This is a genomic window from Arthrobacter sp. N1, from assembly GCF_048288285.1.
Taxonomy (GTDB): Bacteria; Actinomycetota; Actinomycetes; order Actinomycetales; family Micrococcaceae; genus Arthrobacter_D.
On sequence record NZ_CP102608.1, the window covers coordinates 1,087,198 to 1,103,763 of the forward strand.

Annotated in this window: 16 protein-coding genes; 11 read left to right on the forward strand and 5 right to left on the reverse strand. The window is 70.8% G+C overall.

Annotated features, from left to right (window positions below):
• Window positions 1-6: 6 nt before the first annotated feature.
• The 3 genes from NVV32_RS04900 to NVV32_RS04910 all read right to left on the reverse strand — a co-directional run bounded on the left by NVV32_RS04900 (window position 7) and on the right by NVV32_RS04910 (window position 2,347).
• The gene (locus tag NVV32_RS04900; RefSeq protein ID WP_422391575.1) at window positions 7-720 is read right to left on the reverse strand and encodes a fasciclin domain-containing protein; all 714 of its coding nucleotides are present in this window, start codon (window positions 718-720) and stop codon (window positions 7-9) included.
• 527 nt (window positions 721-1,247) lie between these two features.
• On the reverse strand, window positions 1,248-1,964 hold the full coding sequence (locus NVV32_RS04905; RefSeq protein WP_422391576.1) for a hypothetical protein: 717 nt from the start codon (window positions 1,962-1,964) through the stop codon (window positions 1,248-1,250).
• Window positions 1,961-2,347: a PadR family transcriptional regulator gene (locus NVV32_RS04910; protein WP_422391577.1), complete on the reverse strand. Its 387-nt coding sequence runs from the start codon at window positions 2,345-2,347 to the stop codon at window positions 1,961-1,963. Before NVV32_RS04910 ends, NVV32_RS04905 begins: the two co-directional genes overlap by 4 nt.
• A gap of 99 nt (window positions 2,348-2,446) precedes the next feature.
• On the opposite strand from NVV32_RS04910, the gene NVV32_RS04915 reads away from it, so the two are divergent.
• The 11 genes from NVV32_RS04915 to NVV32_RS04965 all read left to right on the forward strand — a co-directional run bounded on the left by NVV32_RS04915 (window position 2,447) and on the right by NVV32_RS04965 (window position 13,834).
• Window positions 2,447-3,091, forward strand: a complete 645-nt coding sequence (locus NVV32_RS04915) for a GNAT family N-acetyltransferase (protein ID WP_422391578.1) — start codon at window positions 2,447-2,449, stop codon at window positions 3,089-3,091.
• Window positions 3,084-3,380: an Asp-tRNA(Asn)/Glu-tRNA(Gln) amidotransferase subunit GatC gene (gatC, locus tag NVV32_RS04920; protein ID WP_152816623.1), complete on the forward strand. Its 297-nt coding sequence runs from the start codon at window positions 3,084-3,086 to the stop codon at window positions 3,378-3,380. Before NVV32_RS04915 ends, gatC begins: the two co-directional genes overlap by 8 nt.
• Before the next feature lie 3 nt (window positions 3,381-3,383).
• Window positions 3,384-4,898 (forward strand): Asp-tRNA(Asn)/Glu-tRNA(Gln) amidotransferase subunit GatA, encoded by a 1,515-nt coding sequence (gene gatA, locus NVV32_RS04925; protein WP_422391579.1) that lies wholly within the window; start codon window positions 3,384-3,386, stop codon window positions 4,896-4,898.
• Window positions 4,898-6,412, forward strand: a complete 1,515-nt coding sequence (gene gatB / locus NVV32_RS04930) for an Asp-tRNA(Asn)/Glu-tRNA(Gln) amidotransferase subunit GatB (protein ID WP_422391580.1) — start codon at window positions 4,898-4,900, stop codon at window positions 6,410-6,412. The genes gatA and gatB overlap by 1 nt, the downstream gene beginning before the upstream one ends.
• Window positions 6,413-6,448: 36 nt before the next feature.
• Complete coding sequence (locus tag NVV32_RS04935; protein ID WP_422391581.1) at window positions 6,449-7,333, forward strand: aminoglycoside phosphotransferase family protein; 885 nt, start codon at window positions 6,449-6,451, stop codon at window positions 7,331-7,333.
• Window positions 7,334-7,528: 195 nt separating this feature from the next.
• Window positions 7,529-8,572: an L-threonine 3-dehydrogenase gene (gene tdh / locus NVV32_RS04940; RefSeq protein WP_422391582.1), complete on the forward strand. Its 1,044-nt coding sequence runs from the start codon at window positions 7,529-7,531 to the stop codon at window positions 8,570-8,572.
• A gap of 15 nt (window positions 8,573-8,587) precedes the next feature.
• The gene (locus NVV32_RS04945) at window positions 8,588-9,838 is read left to right on the forward strand and encodes a glycine C-acetyltransferase (RefSeq protein WP_422391583.1); all 1,251 of its coding nucleotides are present in this window, start codon (window positions 8,588-8,590) and stop codon (window positions 9,836-9,838) included.
• A gap of 63 nt (window positions 9,839-9,901) precedes the next feature.
• On the forward strand, window positions 9,902-10,999 hold the full coding sequence (locus NVV32_RS04950; RefSeq protein WP_422391584.1) for an NAD(P)/FAD-dependent oxidoreductase: 1,098 nt from the start codon (window positions 9,902-9,904) through the stop codon (window positions 10,997-10,999).
• Window positions 11,000-11,154: 155 nt separating this feature from the next.
• On the forward strand, window positions 11,155-12,144 hold the full coding sequence (locus NVV32_RS04955; protein WP_422391585.1) for a cation diffusion facilitator family transporter: 990 nt from the start codon (window positions 11,155-11,157) through the stop codon (window positions 12,142-12,144).
• Window positions 12,145-12,153: 9 nt separating this feature from the next.
• The gene (locus NVV32_RS04960; protein ID WP_055772741.1) at window positions 12,154-12,636 is read left to right on the forward strand and encodes a cation:proton antiporter regulatory subunit; all 483 of its coding nucleotides are present in this window, start codon (window positions 12,154-12,156) and stop codon (window positions 12,634-12,636) included.
• Between the two features lie 7 nt (window positions 12,637-12,643).
• Window positions 12,644-13,834 carry a cation:proton antiporter gene (locus NVV32_RS04965; protein ID WP_422391586.1) on the forward strand — a complete coding sequence of 397 codons (1,191 nt, stop codon included), beginning with the start codon at window positions 12,644-12,646 and terminating at the stop codon, window positions 13,832-13,834.
• Window positions 13,835-13,909: 75 nt separating this feature from the next.
• Here the strand turns inward: NVV32_RS04965 and NVV32_RS04970 are convergent, their stop codons facing one another.
• Together NVV32_RS04970 and hutH are read right to left on the reverse strand one after the other, a co-directional pair.
• Window positions 13,910-14,812, reverse strand: coding sequence for a siderophore-interacting protein (locus NVV32_RS04970; RefSeq protein ID WP_422391587.1), 903 nt, complete (start codon window positions 14,810-14,812; stop codon window positions 13,910-13,912).
• Window positions 14,813-14,859: 47 nt separating this feature from the next.
• Window positions 14,860-16,479, reverse strand: a complete 1,620-nt coding sequence (hutH, locus tag NVV32_RS04975) for a histidine ammonia-lyase (protein ID WP_422391588.1) — start codon at window positions 16,477-16,479, stop codon at window positions 14,860-14,862.
• Window positions 16,480-16,566: the final 87 nt, after the last annotated feature.

Genomic DNA, 16,566 nt, shown 5'->3' on the forward strand with positions numbered 1-16,566 from the left:
GCGTCCTCAGCCGGCGGCGGGGGGCGTGAGGACGGCGTCGATGAGGTAGACGACGGCGTTGGCGGTCTGGACGCCGCCGCAGATGACGTTGGCGTCGTTGACCTTCAGTTCCTGGCCGGATCCGGTGATCTCGAGGTCGGCGCCTTGGACGGTGGTCTGGGTGGTGCCTTCGAGCTCGGTGGGCTGGATCTTGCCGGGGACGACGTGGTAGGTGAGGATGCTGGTGAGGCCCTCGGTGTCGGTCTTGAGGCCTTCGACGGTCTCGGCGGGGAGGGCTGCGAAGGCGTCGTCGACGGGTGCGAAGACGGTGAATTCGTCGCCGTTGAGGGTGTCGACGAGGTTGACGTCGGGGTTGATGCCGCCGGAGACGGCTGCGGTGAGCTGGGTGAGGATGGGGTTGGCGCCTGCGGCGTCGGCGACGGGGAGCAGGGACATGCCTTCGACGGAGCCGTCGCCGGAGGGGACCTGTTCGGCGTAGCCGGCGCAGCCGGGGCCGACGAGGTTCGCGGCGGGGTCCATCATGGCGTCGGCCGAGGCGGAGGGGGCCATGCTGGCCTCTGCCGACGGCGATGCGCTCTCGGGGCCCGCCGTGCTGCTCTCACTCGCCATGCTGCCCGAGGTCGTCTCGGTCTCGTCGGTGCCGCCGCAGGCCGCGAGGCCGAGCATCGAGACTGCTGCGATCCCGAGGATCGAGAGGTTCCTGCGCTTCGTGAGTTCCATGCTTCTCCTTCGTAGGTGAGCGGTCCACCGCCCACTGCGTCCGACGTTCCCGACGCTGGACTTCCCGCGCCGATGTCTTACTGGTCCTTCGGTGGCACGTCGCGGGCAGATGGGTGCCGGGACCATGTGAGGAGCGCCACAGGTACTGCCGACGAACCTGCTCAGGGTCGCCGGCCAGGACCTGCTGTCAGGCCGCCGGTGTGATGTGCGCGTGGAGGGCGGCAGAGTGGTGGGCCGGTGGTGCCCTGAATATCGCGCTGCACTCGTCGAGGACGCACCCGCGCTGGCGAAGCAGGAGCGGGACCGCATCACCGAGGGCATCGCCGACCTCGAGAAGGCACGCGCACAGCTCGACCGCGTCATCGGGATCTCCCTGAACCCCGACCCGGAGCACTGCGCCGCCCTCCGTACCGGACAGCCCCGCACCCGGTCTGGGTCCACGGTGCGGTCCGGTGTCACCCGATGCCGGGATCACCGACAGGAGACCGTCCCTCCCGGTCGGGCTCCGGCCGGCCGCGCTGCCCGATTCAGCGGAGCGCCAGCGCGAGGCCCAGCATGGCGAGGGCGAGGACGGGAAACAGCCAGTTGGTGACGTGGACCAGGATCCTCGCCCCTGCCCCGGTGCCGGCCGTGGTGCCCGACAGCGGGTCGATGATCTCGTCGTCGTCCGCAGCGCGGGAGGACCGGACGGTATTGCGTACCGACAGCACCACCATGACGAGGGCGGTCCCGATGAGCCCGGGAGAAGGATCGATGGCCAGCCACGCGTCGGAGGGCTGCGTCGGTGCGACGACGGCCGAGAGGACACCTGCGACGGCGCAGATCGCAGCGATCGCGATGCCTACCCAGAGCCGTCGGACGACGGCGTCGAGATAGAGCGGCAGGAGGGCCACGAGCACCACCGGTGTCGCGAGAAGCGCCAACTGGGCGGGGGACACCAGGAGTAGCTCCTGCTGGGTCCACGCCGTGACCGCCTGGTTGAAGAGCAGGAAGGCCAGGAGCCCCAGCAGGGACGGCCAGAGTGCCTGTCGGACCCAGTCGTGTCCGGGTGCGGCGGGGAGCTCGAGGGCAGCGGCGTAGTCGCGGGCGGGTCCGAAGGCTTCCTCCGCCGGTTGGCCGGTGTCGCGGAGAAGCTCCCGGGCGCTTGCCACGGTGTCGCCGATGGCGCTCCCATGGACCTGCCGTAGCCGGAGCTCCACGACGAGCTCGTCGAACCACTTCTTGTCGCTGGTCTGCTGCATCATGGGGAGATCTCCTTCTCGGGTCGTTCGGGATCGAGGTAGTGCACGCTGGACGCGACGAAACGCCTCCAGTCGGCGCTGAGCCGGGTGAGCTCTGCCCTGCCCTGCTCGGTGAGGGCGAAGTACTTGCGGCCGGGACCGCCGTCGCCGGCGCGCCACTCGGTGGTCAGGAGCCCGGCGGCCTCGTAGCGGGTGAGCAGCGGATACAGGGTCCCGCCCTTGATGGCACCGAGACCGTGCCGCTCGAGTTCGCTGATGATCGCGTACCCGTAGGAGGGTCCGCCCGACAACGCTCGCAGGGCGAGGAATCCGAGGGTCGCCCGGAGCCAGTCGCTGGGCCAGTCCACGCCATCCGTGGCGCGCACATCGGGGGTGGAGGTGCTCATAACTAGATTGTCTCTCTAAGTAGTTAGCCTGTAAAGCCCCCGCCCCGGCATCCTGCCCGGCCTCGTTGCCGGCGCCGGTCCCCGTGACAAGATGAACCGGTGACTTCCGCTCCGTCCGGCCACGCAGTGTCCGACCCCCGCCTCACCATCCGGCCCGTCCGCACCGAGGACTACGACGCCGTCCGCCGCATCACGCGCGACGCCTACCTCGAAGCCGGGTACTTCGCCGACGACGCCCACCCCTACATGGCGGTCCTGTCCGATATCGAGCACCGCGCACAGCACGCCGAGGTCTGGGTCGCCGAGCGGCACGGCACCGTGGTCGGGTCGGTCGCACTGACCTTCGCGGGCCAGCGGTACACGGACATCGCCGTCGAGGGCGAACTGGAGTTCCGCATGCTCGCCGTCGATCCCTCGGTGCAGCGGGGCGGGGTCGGCCGCGCGATGGTGGAGCGCATCGTCGAGCATGCGCGCACCCTGACCGGCATCGAGGCCGTCAGCCTGACCAGCGGCTCCGAGATGGTGCGCGCCCACCGCCTCTACGCGTCGATGGGTTTCGTCCGGGTGCCGGAGCGGGACTGGGAGGTCCCCAACGAGGACATCCTGCTGTGGGTCTTCCGGCTGCCGCTCCAGCCTCCGCATCCCGTCGTCGAGCCGCCCGCCGCCATGCCGGACGCGCCACGCGACCGCACTAGACTGGACGGAGAAACCCACCTCCGACTTCCAGGGGAGATCCATGGCTGAGATCAACCGGGACGACGTCGCGCACCTCGCGCGTCTCGCCCACATCGACATGACCGACGAGGAGCTCGACCGCATGGCCGGAGAGCTCGCCGTGATCGTCGATTCCATCAAGACCGTGAGCGAGGTGGCGGGCGACGACGTCCCGGCGACCAGCCACCCGATCCCGCTGAGCAACGTGTTCCGCGAGGACGTCGTGGGGGAGACCCTCAGCAACGAGGAAGCGCTGCTCGGCGCGCCCGACAACGCCGACGGACGCTTCAAGGTCCCCGCGATCCTGGACGGGGAGTAACCCATGACCGATCTGATCCATCTCTCCGCCGATGTCCTGGCCCGGAAGCTCGCGGCGAAGGAGGTCTCCGCCGTCGAGGTGACGCAGGCCCACCTGGACCGTATCGGCGCCGTCGACGGTGCCATCCACGCCTTCCTGCACGTGAACACGGACGAGGCACTGCTCGTCGCCGCGGAGGTCGACAAGGCCCGCGCCGACGGCGATGCCCTGCACCCGCTGGCCGGCGTCCCTATCGCGGTCAAGGACCTGATCGTGACGAAGGGCCAGCCGACCACGGCCGGTTCGAGGATCCTCGAGGGCTGGCAGAGCCCCTACGACGCGACCGTGGTGAAGAAGCTCCGTGCGGCGAGGATGCCGATCCTCGGCAAGACGAACCTCGACGAGTTCGCCATGGGGTCCTCGACCGAGCACTCCGCGTTCGGCCCCACCCGCAACCCGTGGGACCTGGACCGCATCCCCGGCGGATCCGGCGGTGGTTCCGCTGCCGCGGTCGCCGCCTTCGAGGCGCCGCTGGCCCTCGGCACCGACACCGGCGGCTCGATCCGCCAGCCCGGCGCCGTCACCGGCACGGTCGGCGTGAAGCCGACCTACGGCGGCGTCTCCCGCTACGGTGCCATCGCCATGGCGTCCTCCCTGGACCAGATCGGTCCCGTGTCCCGCACCGTCCTCGACAGTGCGCTGCTGCACGAAGTCATCGGCGGGCACGACCCGCACGATTCGACGTCGCTCACCGACCCCGTCGGCGCGCTCGTCGAGGCCGCTCGGATGGGCCAGGTCGAGGGCATGCGCATCGGCGTCATCGAGGAGCTGCAGGGCGAGGGCTACCAGGCCGGCGTCCTCACCCGGTTCCACGAGTCGCTCGACCTGCTGCGTTCGGCGGGCGCCGAGATCGTCGAGGTGTCCTGCCCCAACTTCCGCTACGCACTCGAGGCCTACTACCTCATCATGCCGTCGGAGGCCTCCAGCAACCTCGCCAAGTACGACGGCGTGCGGTTCGGCCTGCGGGTGGTGCCCGACGGCGCCCCCACCATCGAGCGCGTCATGGGCGCCACCCGCGCCGCGGGCTTCGGCGACGAGGTCAAGCGCCGGATCATCCTCGGTACCTACGCGCTGAGCGCCGGATACTACGACGCCTACTACGGCTCGGCGCAGAAGGTCCGCACGCTCATCCAGCGGGACTTCGCCGCCGCCTTCGAGCAGGCCGACGTGCTCATCTCGCCGACGGCGCCGACCACGGCCTTCAAGCTGGGGGAGAAGCTCGACGATCCGCTGGCCATGTACCTGAACGACGTCGCCACCATCCCGGCGAACATGGCCGGCGTCCCCGGGCTGTCCCTGCCCGGCGGTCTCGCCGACGAGGACGGGCTCCCCGTCGGAATCCAGCTCCTCGCCCCGGCGCGCCAGGACGCGCGCCTCTACCGCGTGGGTGCGGTCCTCGAAGCGCTGCTCGAGGAGACGTGGGGTGGCCCGCTGCTGGCCAAGGCTCCGGCCATCACAGAGAGTGCAGGTGGAAAGTAATGACTGCTGGAACCGACGAGGTCCTCTCCTTCGAGGAGGCCATGGAGAAGTACGATCCCGTGCTCGGGTTCGAGGTCCACGTGGAGCTCAACACGCGGACCAAGATGTTCTCCTCCGCGCCCAACGCCTTCGGTGACATCCCCAACACCAACGTCACGCCGGTGGATCTCGGCCTGCCCGGGGTGCTGCCCGTGGTCAACGGTGTCGCGGTGGAATCCGCGATCAAGATCGGCCTCGCGCTGAACTGCAGCATCGCCGAGAAGTGCTACTTCGCGCGGAAGAACTACTTCTATCCGGACACCCCGAAGAACTTCCAGACCTCCCAGTTCGAGGATCCCATCGCCCACGACGGCTTCCTCGACATCGAGCTGGCCGACGGCACGATGTTCCGGGTCGAGATCGAGCGCGCGCACATGGAGGAGGACGCCGGCAAGCTCACCCACATGGGTGGCTCCACGGGCCGCATCCAGGGCGCCGAGTTCTCCCTCGTGGACTACAACCGTGCCGGCGTCCCGCTGATCGAGATCGTCACCAAGCCGATCGAGGGCGCAGGATCGCGGGCCCCGGAGCTGGCGAAGGCCTATGTCGCCGCGATCCGCGAGATCGTCAAGAACCTCGGTGTCTCCGATGCGCGCATGGAGCGCGGCAACGTGCGCTGCGACGCGAACGTCTCCCTGCGCCCGCACGGCCGGGAGAGGTTCGGCACCCGCACCGAGACGAAGAACGTCAACTCGCTGCGCGCCGTCGAGCACGCCGTCCGCTACGAGATCCAGCGGCACGCCGCCGTCCTCGACACCGGGACGGCGATCCTGCAGGAGACGCGGCACTGGCACGAGGACACACGCTCGACGACGTCGGGCCGTCCCAAGTCCGACGCCGACGACTACCGCTACTTCCCCGAGCCGGACCTGGTGCCGGTCGTCACGAACGAGGCGTGGATCGAGAAGCTCCGCGCCGAACTGCCCGAGCCGCCCGCCGAGCGCCGCAAGCGCCTGCAGGCCGATTGGGGCTACTCCGACGCCGAGTTCCGGGACGTCGTCAACGCCGGCGTCATGTCATCGATCGAGGACACCGTCGCCGCCGGCGTCAGCGCCGCCGTCGCCCGCAAGTGGTGGATGGGCGAGATCTCCCGCCGTGCGAAGCTCGCCGATGTCGAGCCCGCCGAGCTGGGGGTGACGCCCGGGCTGATCGTCGAACTGAACGCGCTCATCGAGTCGGGCAAGATCAACGACAAGCTCTCCCGCGACGTCCTCGACGGGGTCCTCGCGGGCGAGGGGACACCCTCGGAGGTCGTCGAGAAGCGCGGCCTCGCGGTCGTGTCCGACGACGGACCGCTGCTCGAGGCGATCGACGGAGCCCTCGCGGCGCAGCCCGACGTCGCGGACAAGATCCGCGGCGGGAAGGTCCAGGCCGTCGGGGCGATCGTGGGCGGTGTCATGAAGGCGACGCGCGGCCAGGCCGACGCCGGCCGCGTACGGGAGCTCATCCTCCAGCGCCTCGGCGTCGAAGGCTAGCCCCGCACCCGAAGGACTCGGACGAGGGAGGGCACGATGGCGCTCATGCCGGTGGCAGAGATCGACGTCGTGCCCTCCCTCGTCGTCTCGCTCCTCGAGCAGCAGCACCCCGACCTCGCGGACCTGCCGCTGCGCTTCGCGGGCAACGGCTGGGACAACGCGATCTTCCGGCTCGGCGCGGACCTCCTGGTGCGGCTCCCGCGCCGCGCGGTCGCCGACCCCCTCATGGTCGAGGAACAGCGGTGGCTCCCGGGACTGACTGCAGGCCTCGACGTGCAGACGTCGTCGCCCGTGCGGCTGGGCGGGCCGGGCGAGAGGTATCCGTGGCACTGGTCGGTGAGCCGCTGGATCGCGGGCGGGAGCGGACTCACGGTCCCCCGGGCGCGCCGGGGACCGGCGGCCGCTCCACTCGCGCGGTTCCTCGTCGCCTTCCAGCGTCCTGCCCCGGCGGACGCCCCGGCGAGTCCCGTGGGGCGGGGCGGTCCGCTCACGGCGCGCAACGAGGTCGTGCGGGAGCGGCTGGCATCCCTCGCCGGTGATCCGGACCTGTCCGCTGCATGGGATCGGGCGGTGGCTGCTCCCGCGTGGGCAGGCGTGCCGCTCTGGCTGCACGGCGACCTGCATCCCGCGAACGCGGTCCTCACGCCCGAGGGCGGGCTGGCCGGCGTCGTCGACTTCGGGGATCTCTGCTCGGGGGACCCGGCCACCGACCTCGCGGCGGGATGGCTGTTCTTCGACGCAGCCGGTCGCTCCGCGTTCCGTTCGGAGGTGGAACGGCTGCGTCCGACGGACGAGGCCACGTGGGACCGGGCGCGCGGCTGGGCCGTGAGCATCGGCAGTGCGGTGGCGGCGTCGTCCGACGATGCGCCGGATCTGCACACGCTCGGCCGGGAGGCCCTGGCGGAGGCCTGCGCCGACTGACCCGGTGCCGGTGTTGGTGCCGGCCCGGCTCGGCGCCGGACCCGCGGAGTTCCACGGCGGGCTCGGCAATCCGCCGAGGTCTGCCTCCGCAGAGCGCTGATAGTGTTGCTGCGGGCATATCCCGCCCGTCACTCGTCCCGCTCGGACGCCCGGCCCACTCCGCCGGAACCGCAGCGGCATGGAAGGAACTGTCCAGTGAAGGCGCTGTACAAGTCCGGGGCACACCCCGGTTTCGAACTGGTCGACCGGCCCGAACCCGACGCAGGGTTCGGCGAGGTCAAGATCCGCGTGATGACCACCGGCATCTGTGGCACCGACCTCCATATCGAGAGCTGGGACTCCTGGGCGCAGGGCATGATCTCGGCGCCGCTCATCCCCGGACACGAGTTCTACGGCGAGGTCGTGGCGCTCGGCGACGGCATCCGGGACGTCCGCATCGGTGACCGTGTCTCCGGTGAGGGCCACATCGTCTGCGGGACCTGCCGCAACTGCCGCGCCGGCCGCCGCCAGATGTGCATCCGCACCTCGAGCGTCGGGGTGCAGCGCGACGGCGCGTTCGCCGAGTTCGTCGTCGTCCCCGAGACCAACGTCTGGGTCCACGACGCGACCATCACGCCCGATCTCGGTGCGGTCTTCGATCCGTTCGGCAACGCCGTCCACACCGCGCTCAGCTTCCCCCTCGTCGGCGAGGACGTCCTGATCACCGGCGCCGGGCCGATCGGCCTCATGGCCGTCGCCGTCGCCCGCCACGCCGGAGCGCGGAAGATCGCGATCACGGACGTCTCGGCGCCGCGACTGGAGCTCGCCCGCGGCGTCGGTGCGGACATCGCCATCGACGTGAGCCGCATGCGGGTCGCCGACGCGCAGCGCGAGCTCGGCATGAAGGAGGGCTTCGACGTCGGGATGGAGATGTCCGGCCACGCCACGGCCCTGCCGGAGATGATCGACAACATGAACCACGGCGGGCGCATCGCGATGCTCGGCCTGCCCTCGGGCCCCATCTCGATCGACTGGGGCAAGGTGGTCACGCACATGCTCACCCTCAAGGGCATCTACGGCCGCGAGATGTTCGAGACCTGGTACGCGATGAGCGCCATGCTGCAGTCCAACCGGACGCTGCGCGACGCCGTCTCGTCGGTCGTCACCGACTGCCTGCCCGCCGGCGAATGGAAGCAGGGCTTCACGACAGCGCGCGACGGCGCGAGCGGCAAAGTGGTCCTCGACTGGACCACCTTCTAGGGAAACGGGAACACCATGTACTCAGCAGTCCGCGACCAGCTCGCCGGCGAACTCGACGACATCCGCACCGCCGGCCTCTTCAAGCACGAGCGCCGCATCTCGTCCCCGCAATCGAGCCACATCACGGCCGGGGCGCTCGACGCCGGGGACGCGGACGTCCTCAACTTCTGCGCGAACAACTACCTCGGCCTCGCCGACCACCCCGACATCATCGCGTCGGCGAAGAACGCACTCGACGAACGCGGATTCGGCATGGCCTCGGTCCGTTTCATCTGCGGCACCCAGGACCTCCACCTCGAGCTCGAGCACCGGGTCTCGCAGTTCCTCGGCACCGAGGACACCATCCTCTTCTCCTCCTGCTTCGACGCGAACGGCGGCGTCTTCGAATCGCTGCTCGGCGCTGAGGACGCCGTCATCTCGGACTCCCTGAACCACGCGTCCATCATCGACGGCATCCGGCTCTCGAAGGCGCAGCGCTTCCGCTACGCCAACCGCGACATGGCCGACCTCGAGGCGAAGCTCCAGGAGGCCGCCGGGGCGCGGCGCCGTCTCGTCGTGACGGACGGCGTCTTCTCCATGGACGGCTACCTCGCGCCGGTCGAGGCGATCTGCGACCTCGCCGAGCGCTACGACGCGATGGTCATGGTGGACGACTCGCACGCGGTCGGCTTCATGGGCTCCACCGGGGCGGGGACACCGGAGCACGCGGGCGTGGCGAGCCGTGTCGACATCTTCACCGGGACCTTCGGCAAGGCGCTCGGTGGCGCATCCGGCGGGTACGTGGCGGCCAGGGCCGAGATCGTCGCCCTGCTGCGGCAGCGCGCCCGCCCGTATCTCTTCTCGAACTCCCTCGCGCCGTCGATCGTCGCCGCGACCCTCACGGCGCTCGACCTCGTGCAGAACAGCGGGGAGCTCCGCGGAACACTCACCGCCAACGCGGCGCTGTTCCGGCGTCGGATGACGGAGGAGGGGTTCGACCTGCTCGAGGGCGAACACGCCATCATCCCGGTGATGTTCGGTGACGCCGTCCTGGCGGCGCGCACCGCCGACGCGATGCTCGCGCACGGCGTCTTCGTGACGGCGTTCAGCTACCCCGTGGTGCCCAAGGGTGCAGCGCGCATCCGCGTGCAGCTCTCCGCCGCCCACACCGACGAGGACATCGAGGCCTGCGTGCAGGCCTTCGTCGCGGCGCGCGACGACGTCGCGGGGGACGGCGCGGGGGCCGAGGCCGCCGGTGCTCCGGGCGCACACGTCGGCGGCGCCTAGTCCTCCTCCACACTCCGGGAGCCCCGGCGGCCGTTCGGGGGAGCGCCCACCTAGGATGACGGCATGAGCTCCCTCGAGTGTGACGTCCTGATCGTCGGCGGCGGGATCGCCGGCCTCTCCCTGGCCTCGGCCCTCGCCCCGTTCTCCAGCGTGGTGCTGGTCGAGGCGGAGGGCACGCTCGGCTACCACACGTCGTCGCGCTCGGCCCGTCAGCTCATCCCCAGCTACGGACCCGGACCCGTCCAGGACCTGACGCGCCGCACGCTCGACCTGCTGGACGGCGTGCAGTCCTCCACCGGCCTGCCACTGACGGTGCCGCGAGCCTTCCTCCTGATCGGTACCGAGGACGAGGTCGACGCCGCCATGAACGGGTCGATGCGGCGCGTCCCGCACGCCGAGGCCCTGGCGCTGTGCCCACAGCTCCGCCCGGACGCCTTCACCGCAGCCGCCATCGACACGGACTGCGTCGGCACCGACACCGATCTGCTCCTCGACTACCACCGCCGCCGTGCGGGCGACGACGGCGTCATCATCCTCACCGGTGCCGAGGTCACCTCGGCGCACTACGACGGCGCCGGCTGGAGCGTCCGGGCGGGCTACCGTCCCATCAGCGCGGAGGTCGTCGTGAACGCCGCAGGCGCCTGGGCCGACGGTCTCGCCGATGTCTGCGGTGTCGCGCCGCAGGGCCTCGTTCCCCTCCGGCGGACCGCCGCGATCGTGGCGGCCACCCATGCGCCACCCGTCGGGACACCCATGGTGGCGGCAGCCGATGACGCCTTCTACTACCGGCCCGACGCCGAGGGGATCCTGATCTCCCCGTGCGAGGCGGAGCCTGCCGAGCCGGGTGACGCGCAACCCCACCCGGGCGACATCGAGCGTCTCATCGACCACCTGGCAACCGTCACCGATCTCGGCATCACCGGTGTCGTACGGGCCTGGACCGGGTTGCGGACGCAGCGCGCGTCCGGCCTGCCGGTCGTCGGGTTCGACGCAGCACATCCCGGCTTCTTCTGGCTCGCCGGCCAGGGCGGCTACGGTTTCCAGACCTCCTCCGGCATCGCCGAGCTCGCGACCATCCTGCTCACCGGGGCGGACCCCGAGGATCTCGGCGCCGATCCGGTCCGGATCAGGGCTGCGGCGGAGGCACTCCGCCCGGCATGACCCCCAGCTGATGTCCGCGCCCCGCGCAAGGGACGGGCACCGCCGGGCCCGGGGATCCGGAAGCGGCGTCCGTTCCGTAGTGTGGGTCCTCGACACCGGCATGATGCCGGGAACACAGGCGCCGCCGCGGGCGGCACGGAGAACGGACGTGCAGCATGTCGGCAGGCGGAGGCAACAAGGCGATCATCGCGGCCCTCACGGCGAATCTCACCATCGCCGCCCTCAAGTTCCTCGCGTTCGCCCTCACGCGATCGTCGTCGATGCTCGCCGAGGGCATCCACTCGGTGGCGGACTCCGGCAACCAGGTGCTGCTGCTCGTGGGCGGCAAGCGGTCGAAGCGCCAGGCGAGTGCCGAGCATCCGTTCGGATTCGGACGCGAACGCTACATCTACGCCTTCATCGTCTCGATCGTGCTGTTCAGCGTCGGCGGGCTGTTCGCGCTCTACGAGGCCTACCACAAGTACCAGGACCCGCACCCGATCGAGGGCTCCTTCTGGTGGGTGCCGATCGCGGTGCTCATCGGGGCGATCGTCGCGGAGTCGTTCTCCCTCCGCACCGCCATCCGGGAGTCCAACCACACCCGGGGGGACATGGGCTGGGTGCGCTTCGTCCGGACGGCCAAGGCTCCCGAGCTGCCCGTCATCCTGCTGGAGGACTTCGGCGCGCTCATCGGACTGCTGTTCGCGCTGTTCGGCGTCTCCATGACCCTCCTCACGGACAACGGCCTCTGGGATGCCGCGGGTACGGCGATGATCGGCCTCCTGCTCGTGGCCATCGCCGCCGTCCTCGCCGTCGAGACCAAGAGCCTGCTGCTCGGCGAGTCCGCGTCGGCGTCGGACGTCGCGAAGATCGAGGAGGCCATCGGCAACGATGGAGCCACGCACATCATCCACCTGAAGACCCTCCACCTGGGCCCCGACGAGCTGCTCGTCGCCGCGAAGATCACGGTTGGGAGCCAGGAGAGCGGAGCGCAGATCGCCGCCGAGATCAACGACGCCGAGCGGCGCATCCGGGCGGCGGTGCCGATCGCCACGGCCATCTATCTCGAACCGGATCTCTACGTCCCCGAGGCCGGGGTGACGCCGTCGGCGAACGGCGGCTCCGCCCGCACCCCGGCGTCCGGCGACGGGGGTGGGCAGGTCTAGGATGGGCGCATGAACGTCATCGAAACACGTCTTCCCGGCATCGGAGTGCGGCGCGAGATCGTCACCGGCTCCGGGCGCAGGGTGGGCATCGTCGCCCAGCGCGACGGCGATCTCGACCTCATCATCTCCAAGGCCAACGACCCCGACGCCTGCGTCGCCTCGATCCCGCTGACGCCGGACGAGGCCGCCACCATCGGCAACCTCCTGGGTTCGCGGCAGCTCGTCGCGCAACTGACGGAGGAGCACCGGGACCTGCCGGGCGTCTCCACCCGGCAGTTCCTCATCGAGCGCGGTTCGCCCTTCGACGGACATCCGCTCGCGGATACCCGGATGCGCTCGCGCTCCGGAGCGTCCCTCGTGGCGGTGCTGCGCTCGGGGCAGGTCCAGGCATCCCCCACGCCCGACTTCACCCTGGCCGCCGGCGATCTGCTGGTGGTGGTGGGAACCTCCGAGGGCCTCGACGCCGCGGCGGACATCCTGCGCAACGGCTGAGCGGCCCGTGCACACCACCGCCCTGACCCTGATCGAACTCGGCGCCATTCTCCTGTTCCTCGGTATCCTCGGGCGGCTCGCCGGCCGGATCGGACTCTCGCCCATCCCGCTGTACCTGATCGGCGGCCTCTTCTTCGGGCAGGGTGGGTTCATCGAGCTCGAGGGCGTCATCGAGTTCAGCGAGGTCGCCAGCGAGATCGGCGTGGTCCTGCTCCTGCTGATGCTCGGGCTCGAGTACACCGCGAAGGAGCTGGTCACCGGCCTCCGGCAGTCCTGGCTCGCCGGGATCGTCGACTTCCTGCTGAACTTCACGCCCGGTGCGCTCGTCGCGGTGATCCTCGGGTGGGGTCCGGTCGCCGCCCTGGTGATGGGCGGCGTCACCTACATCTCCTCGTCCGGCATCGCGGCGAAGGTCATCAGCGACCTCGGCCGGCTCGGCAACCGCGAGACCCCCACCGTGCTGGCGATCCTCGTCTTCGAGGACCTCGCGATGGCCATCTACCTGCCGGTCCTCACCGCCGTGTTGGCGGGACTCAGCTTCGCGGGCGGACTCGGCACGGTCGGTATCTCGCTCCTCGTCGTCACGCTGGTGCTCGTGATCGCCCTGCGCTGGGGCAACGTGGTCTCCGCAGTGGTGGACAGCACGGACCGCGAGGTGTTCCTCCTGACGCTGATCGGTGCCGCGCTCCTGGTCGCCGGCCTGGCCTCGGCGCTGCAGGTCTCGGCCGCCGTCGGCGCGTTCCTCCTCGGCATCGCCATCTCGGGGGCGACGGCGGAGAACGCCGCCCGGATCCTCGAACCCCTGCGCGATCTCTTCGCCGCGATCTTCTTCGTGGTGTTCGGCCTGAACACCGATCCGGCCTCGATCCCGCCCGTCCTCGGCTTCGCCCTGGGTCTGGCGCTGGTCACCTCGGCCACCAAGATCGCCACCGGGTGGTGGGCTGCCAAGCGGCAGGGGATCGGGCGGCTCGGCCGTGCGCGCGCGGGGACGGCGCTGGTGGCGCGGGGCGAGTTCTCGATCGTCATCGCCGGGCTCGCCGTCGCGTCGGGGGCCGTGATCCCCGAACTGGCGGCTCTCGCCACCACCTACGTCCTGCTGATGGCCGTCCTCGGCCCGGTGCTGGCCCGCCTCGCCGAGCCGGCGATGGAACTCCTCGACCGGGCACCGAAGCGCAGGCCGAGGCACGTGACGGTCTGACGCCCGCGGACATCCGCCCCGGCGTCAGGCCGAGGCCCGTCACCTCCCGACGGCCGCGGTTGTCCGCCCCCGGCGTCAGTCCTCCAGGATGCGGCCGATCGGCTCGAGCTTCTCCGCCTGGAAGGTGTCCTCCTCGCGCCCGTACGCCCAGTAGCCGGAGAGGGACACCTGCTTCTTCTCGAGCCCCCGACCCTTGAACAGCACGTCCCGCAGGGCCTTCATGGCACCGCGCTCGCCGTGGACGAAGGCGTCGACCCGGCCCTCGGGCCACGGACCGGCGGCGACGGCGTCCGCGAGGAGCGTCGTCGTCCCGGCGGCCCTGCCGGCGCGCAGCAGCCAGTGCACGGCGAGTCCGTCCGGCGCGTCGAGCGGGATGATCTCCGCGTCGCTGTCCACTTCGAGGTAGGCGTGCCCGACGGCGGTGTCCGGCAGGGCGTCGATGCCCGCCGCGATCGCGGGGAGGGCGGAGTCGTCGCCGACGAAGAGGTGCCAGTCCGCAGTCGGGTCCGGAGACCACTTCCCGGACGGCCCCATGAGCACGAGCGTGTCGCCGGGGACGGCCGCTGCCGCCCAGGGGCCGGCGATGCCGGCGTCACCGTGCACCACGAAGTCGATCGCGAGCCGCTGCGTGCCGTGGTCGAGCCAGCGGATCGTGTAGGTGCGCTTCACCGGCCGGTCGCCGGAGGGGAGCTCCTGCTTCAGTGCCGCGAGGTCGTACGGCGGGACGAGTCCCAGCTCGGGCCTCGCGAACAGCAGCTTGGCGTACTTGTCCGTCGCGTCGCACTCCTGGAGGTCCGCGAAGCCCGGTCCGCCCGCCACCACCCGCACCAGATGGGGGCTCAGCCACTGCGTCCCGACCACGGTGAGGACGGCTTGCGGCCTCGGGGGCTTGTGGGGCGCCAGGTCCTGCGGTGCGGGATCGGTGGGACCGGCAGGGTCGGGAGACGCCGAGGTGGGAGCGGGGGAGGACGAGGACATGGGGCGGGACTTCTTTCTCAATGGGAGTTAGCCCACCCTAACAAGCCTTACCCGGCGGACGCTGGGAGTTCCGCCTGCGCTGCAGCGAGGAGCGAGCCGTCCGCGACGAGGAGCCGTGCCGCCTCGATCTCGGGGGCGAGATAGCGATCGGTCCCCGGCCCCGCGACGTCCTGCCGGAGCCGTGACCGCACGGCGCTGATGGGAGCCGAACTGCGGAGGGTGGGGGAGCTTCCCGGAGCGTCGGCGCCGGTGGACGGATCCTTCCAGCCCTGCAGTCCGCCGTCCCGCATGTCCAGTCCGCGCGCCGCCGTGAGGATCTCGATGGCGAGCACGCGGGTGAGGCCGTCGATCGCCCGGCGGAGCTTCAGCCCGGCCGCCCAGCCCATGGACACGTGGTCCTCCTGCATGGCCGAGGAGGGGATGGAGTCGACGGAGGCTGGCTGGCCGAGGCGCTTGAGCTCGGACACGATGCCGGCCTGGGTGTACTGGGCGATCATGTGCCCGGAATCGACGCCGGGATCGTGGGCGAGGAAGGGGTTCAGCCCGTGGCTGCGGGCCCGGTCGAGGAAGCGGTCCGTGCGCCGTTCGCTCATCGAGGCGACGTCGGCGACGGCGATCGCGAGGAAGTCCAGCACGTACCCCACGGGAGCGCCGTGGAAGTTGCCGTTCGACTCGATCCGGCCGTCGGGCGTGATCACCGGGTTGTCGATGGCCGAGCCGAGCTCGATCGCGGCGACCGATTCCGCGTGCGCCAGCGTGGCCCGCGCGGCGCCGTGCACCTGGGGTGCGCACCGCAGCGAGTAGGCGTCCTGGACGCGCGTGAAGCGGTGCCGCCCCGTCGCCGACGTGAGCTGCTCGGCGATGAGCGGTGAGCCGTCCAGGAGGGCGCGGATGCCGGCGGCCGAGGCCACCTGGCCCGGGTGTGGGCGCAGGGCGTGGAGGTCCTCGGCGAAGACGGCGTCCGTCCCGAGCAGTCCCTCGACGCTCATCGCGGCGGCGAGGTCCGCCGTCGCCAGCAGCAGGTGCAGGTCGGACGCCGCGAGGACCAGCATCCCCAGCATCCCGTCCGTGCCGTTGATGAGGGCCAGTCCCTCCTTCTCGCGTAGTTCGACGGGCGTGATGCCCGCGGTGGCGAGGGCCTCGGCGGCGGGGACGAGCCGTCCCCGCGCATCCCGCACGTCGCCTTCGCCCATGAGCGCGAGAGCCACGTGCGAGAGCGGCGCGAGGTCGCCGGAGCAGCCCAGTGAGCCGTACTCGCCGATGACGGGGGTGATGCCGGCGTTGAGGAGGGCCGCATAGGTGGTGGCGACGACGGGACGCACACCGGTGCGGCCGGTCGCGAGGGTCGAGAGCCGGTTGAGCATGAGCCCGCGCACCACTTCGCGGTCCACCTCCGTGCCGGAGGATGCCGCGTGGCTCCGGATGAGGCTGCGCTGCAGCTGGGTGCGCTGCTCGAGCGGGATGTGCTTCGTGGCGAGGGCGCCGAAGCCGGTGGAGACGCCGTAGTGGGGGGTCCCGTCGTCGACCAGGGCGTCGACGACGGCACGGGAGGCGGCCATGGCGGCCGACGCGTCGGGATGGAGCTCGACGGTCGCGCCGGAACGGGCCACCGCGACGACGTCGGCGGGCGAGAGGGGGCCGGTCCCCACGATCACGGGATGCTGCACGGGAACCTCGGTTCTGCGGTCGGACCGCTATTGCCATCTGGTGAAAAGGACGTTTCAATAAGTGAAATACAGGACCGGTTCGAAAGC

Excerpts from the sequence above, each read along its gene's own strand:
- NVV32_RS04900 (WP_422391575.1), bottom strand. The coding sequence starts at position 720 with ATGGAACTCACGAAGCGCAGGAACCTCTCGATCCTCGGGATCGCAGCA.
- NVV32_RS04905 (WP_422391576.1), bottom strand. The coding sequence starts at position 1,964 with ATGATGCAGCAGACCAGCGACAAGAAGTGGTTCGACGAGCTCGTCGTG.
- NVV32_RS04910 (WP_422391577.1), bottom strand. The coding sequence starts at position 2,347 with ATGAGCACCTCCACCCCCGATGTGCGCGCCACGGATGGCGTGGACTGG.
- gatC (WP_152816623.1), top strand. The coding sequence starts at position 3,084 with ATGGCTGAGATCAACCGGGACGACGTCGCGCACCTCGCGCGTCTCGCC.
- gatA (WP_422391579.1), top strand. The coding sequence starts at position 3,384 with ATGACCGATCTGATCCATCTCTCCGCCGATGTCCTGGCCCGGAAGCTC.
- gatB (WP_422391580.1), top strand. The coding sequence starts at position 4,898 with ATGACTGCTGGAACCGACGAGGTCCTCTCCTTCGAGGAGGCCATGGAG.
- NVV32_RS04935 (WP_422391581.1), top strand. The coding sequence starts at position 6,449 with ATGGCGCTCATGCCGGTGGCAGAGATCGACGTCGTGCCCTCCCTCGTC.
- NVV32_RS04945 (WP_422391583.1), top strand. The coding sequence starts at position 8,588 with ATGTACTCAGCAGTCCGCGACCAGCTCGCCGGCGAACTCGACGACATC.
- NVV32_RS04950 (WP_422391584.1), top strand. The coding sequence starts at position 9,902 with ATGAGCTCCCTCGAGTGTGACGTCCTGATCGTCGGCGGCGGGATCGCC.
- NVV32_RS04955 (WP_422391585.1), top strand. The coding sequence starts at position 11,155 with ATGTCGGCAGGCGGAGGCAACAAGGCGATCATCGCGGCCCTCACGGCG.
- NVV32_RS04960 (WP_055772741.1), top strand. The coding sequence starts at position 12,154 with ATGAACGTCATCGAAACACGTCTTCCCGGCATCGGAGTGCGGCGCGAG.
- NVV32_RS04970 (WP_422391587.1), bottom strand. The coding sequence starts at position 14,812 with ATGTCCTCGTCCTCCCCCGCTCCCACCTCGGCGTCTCCCGACCCTGCC.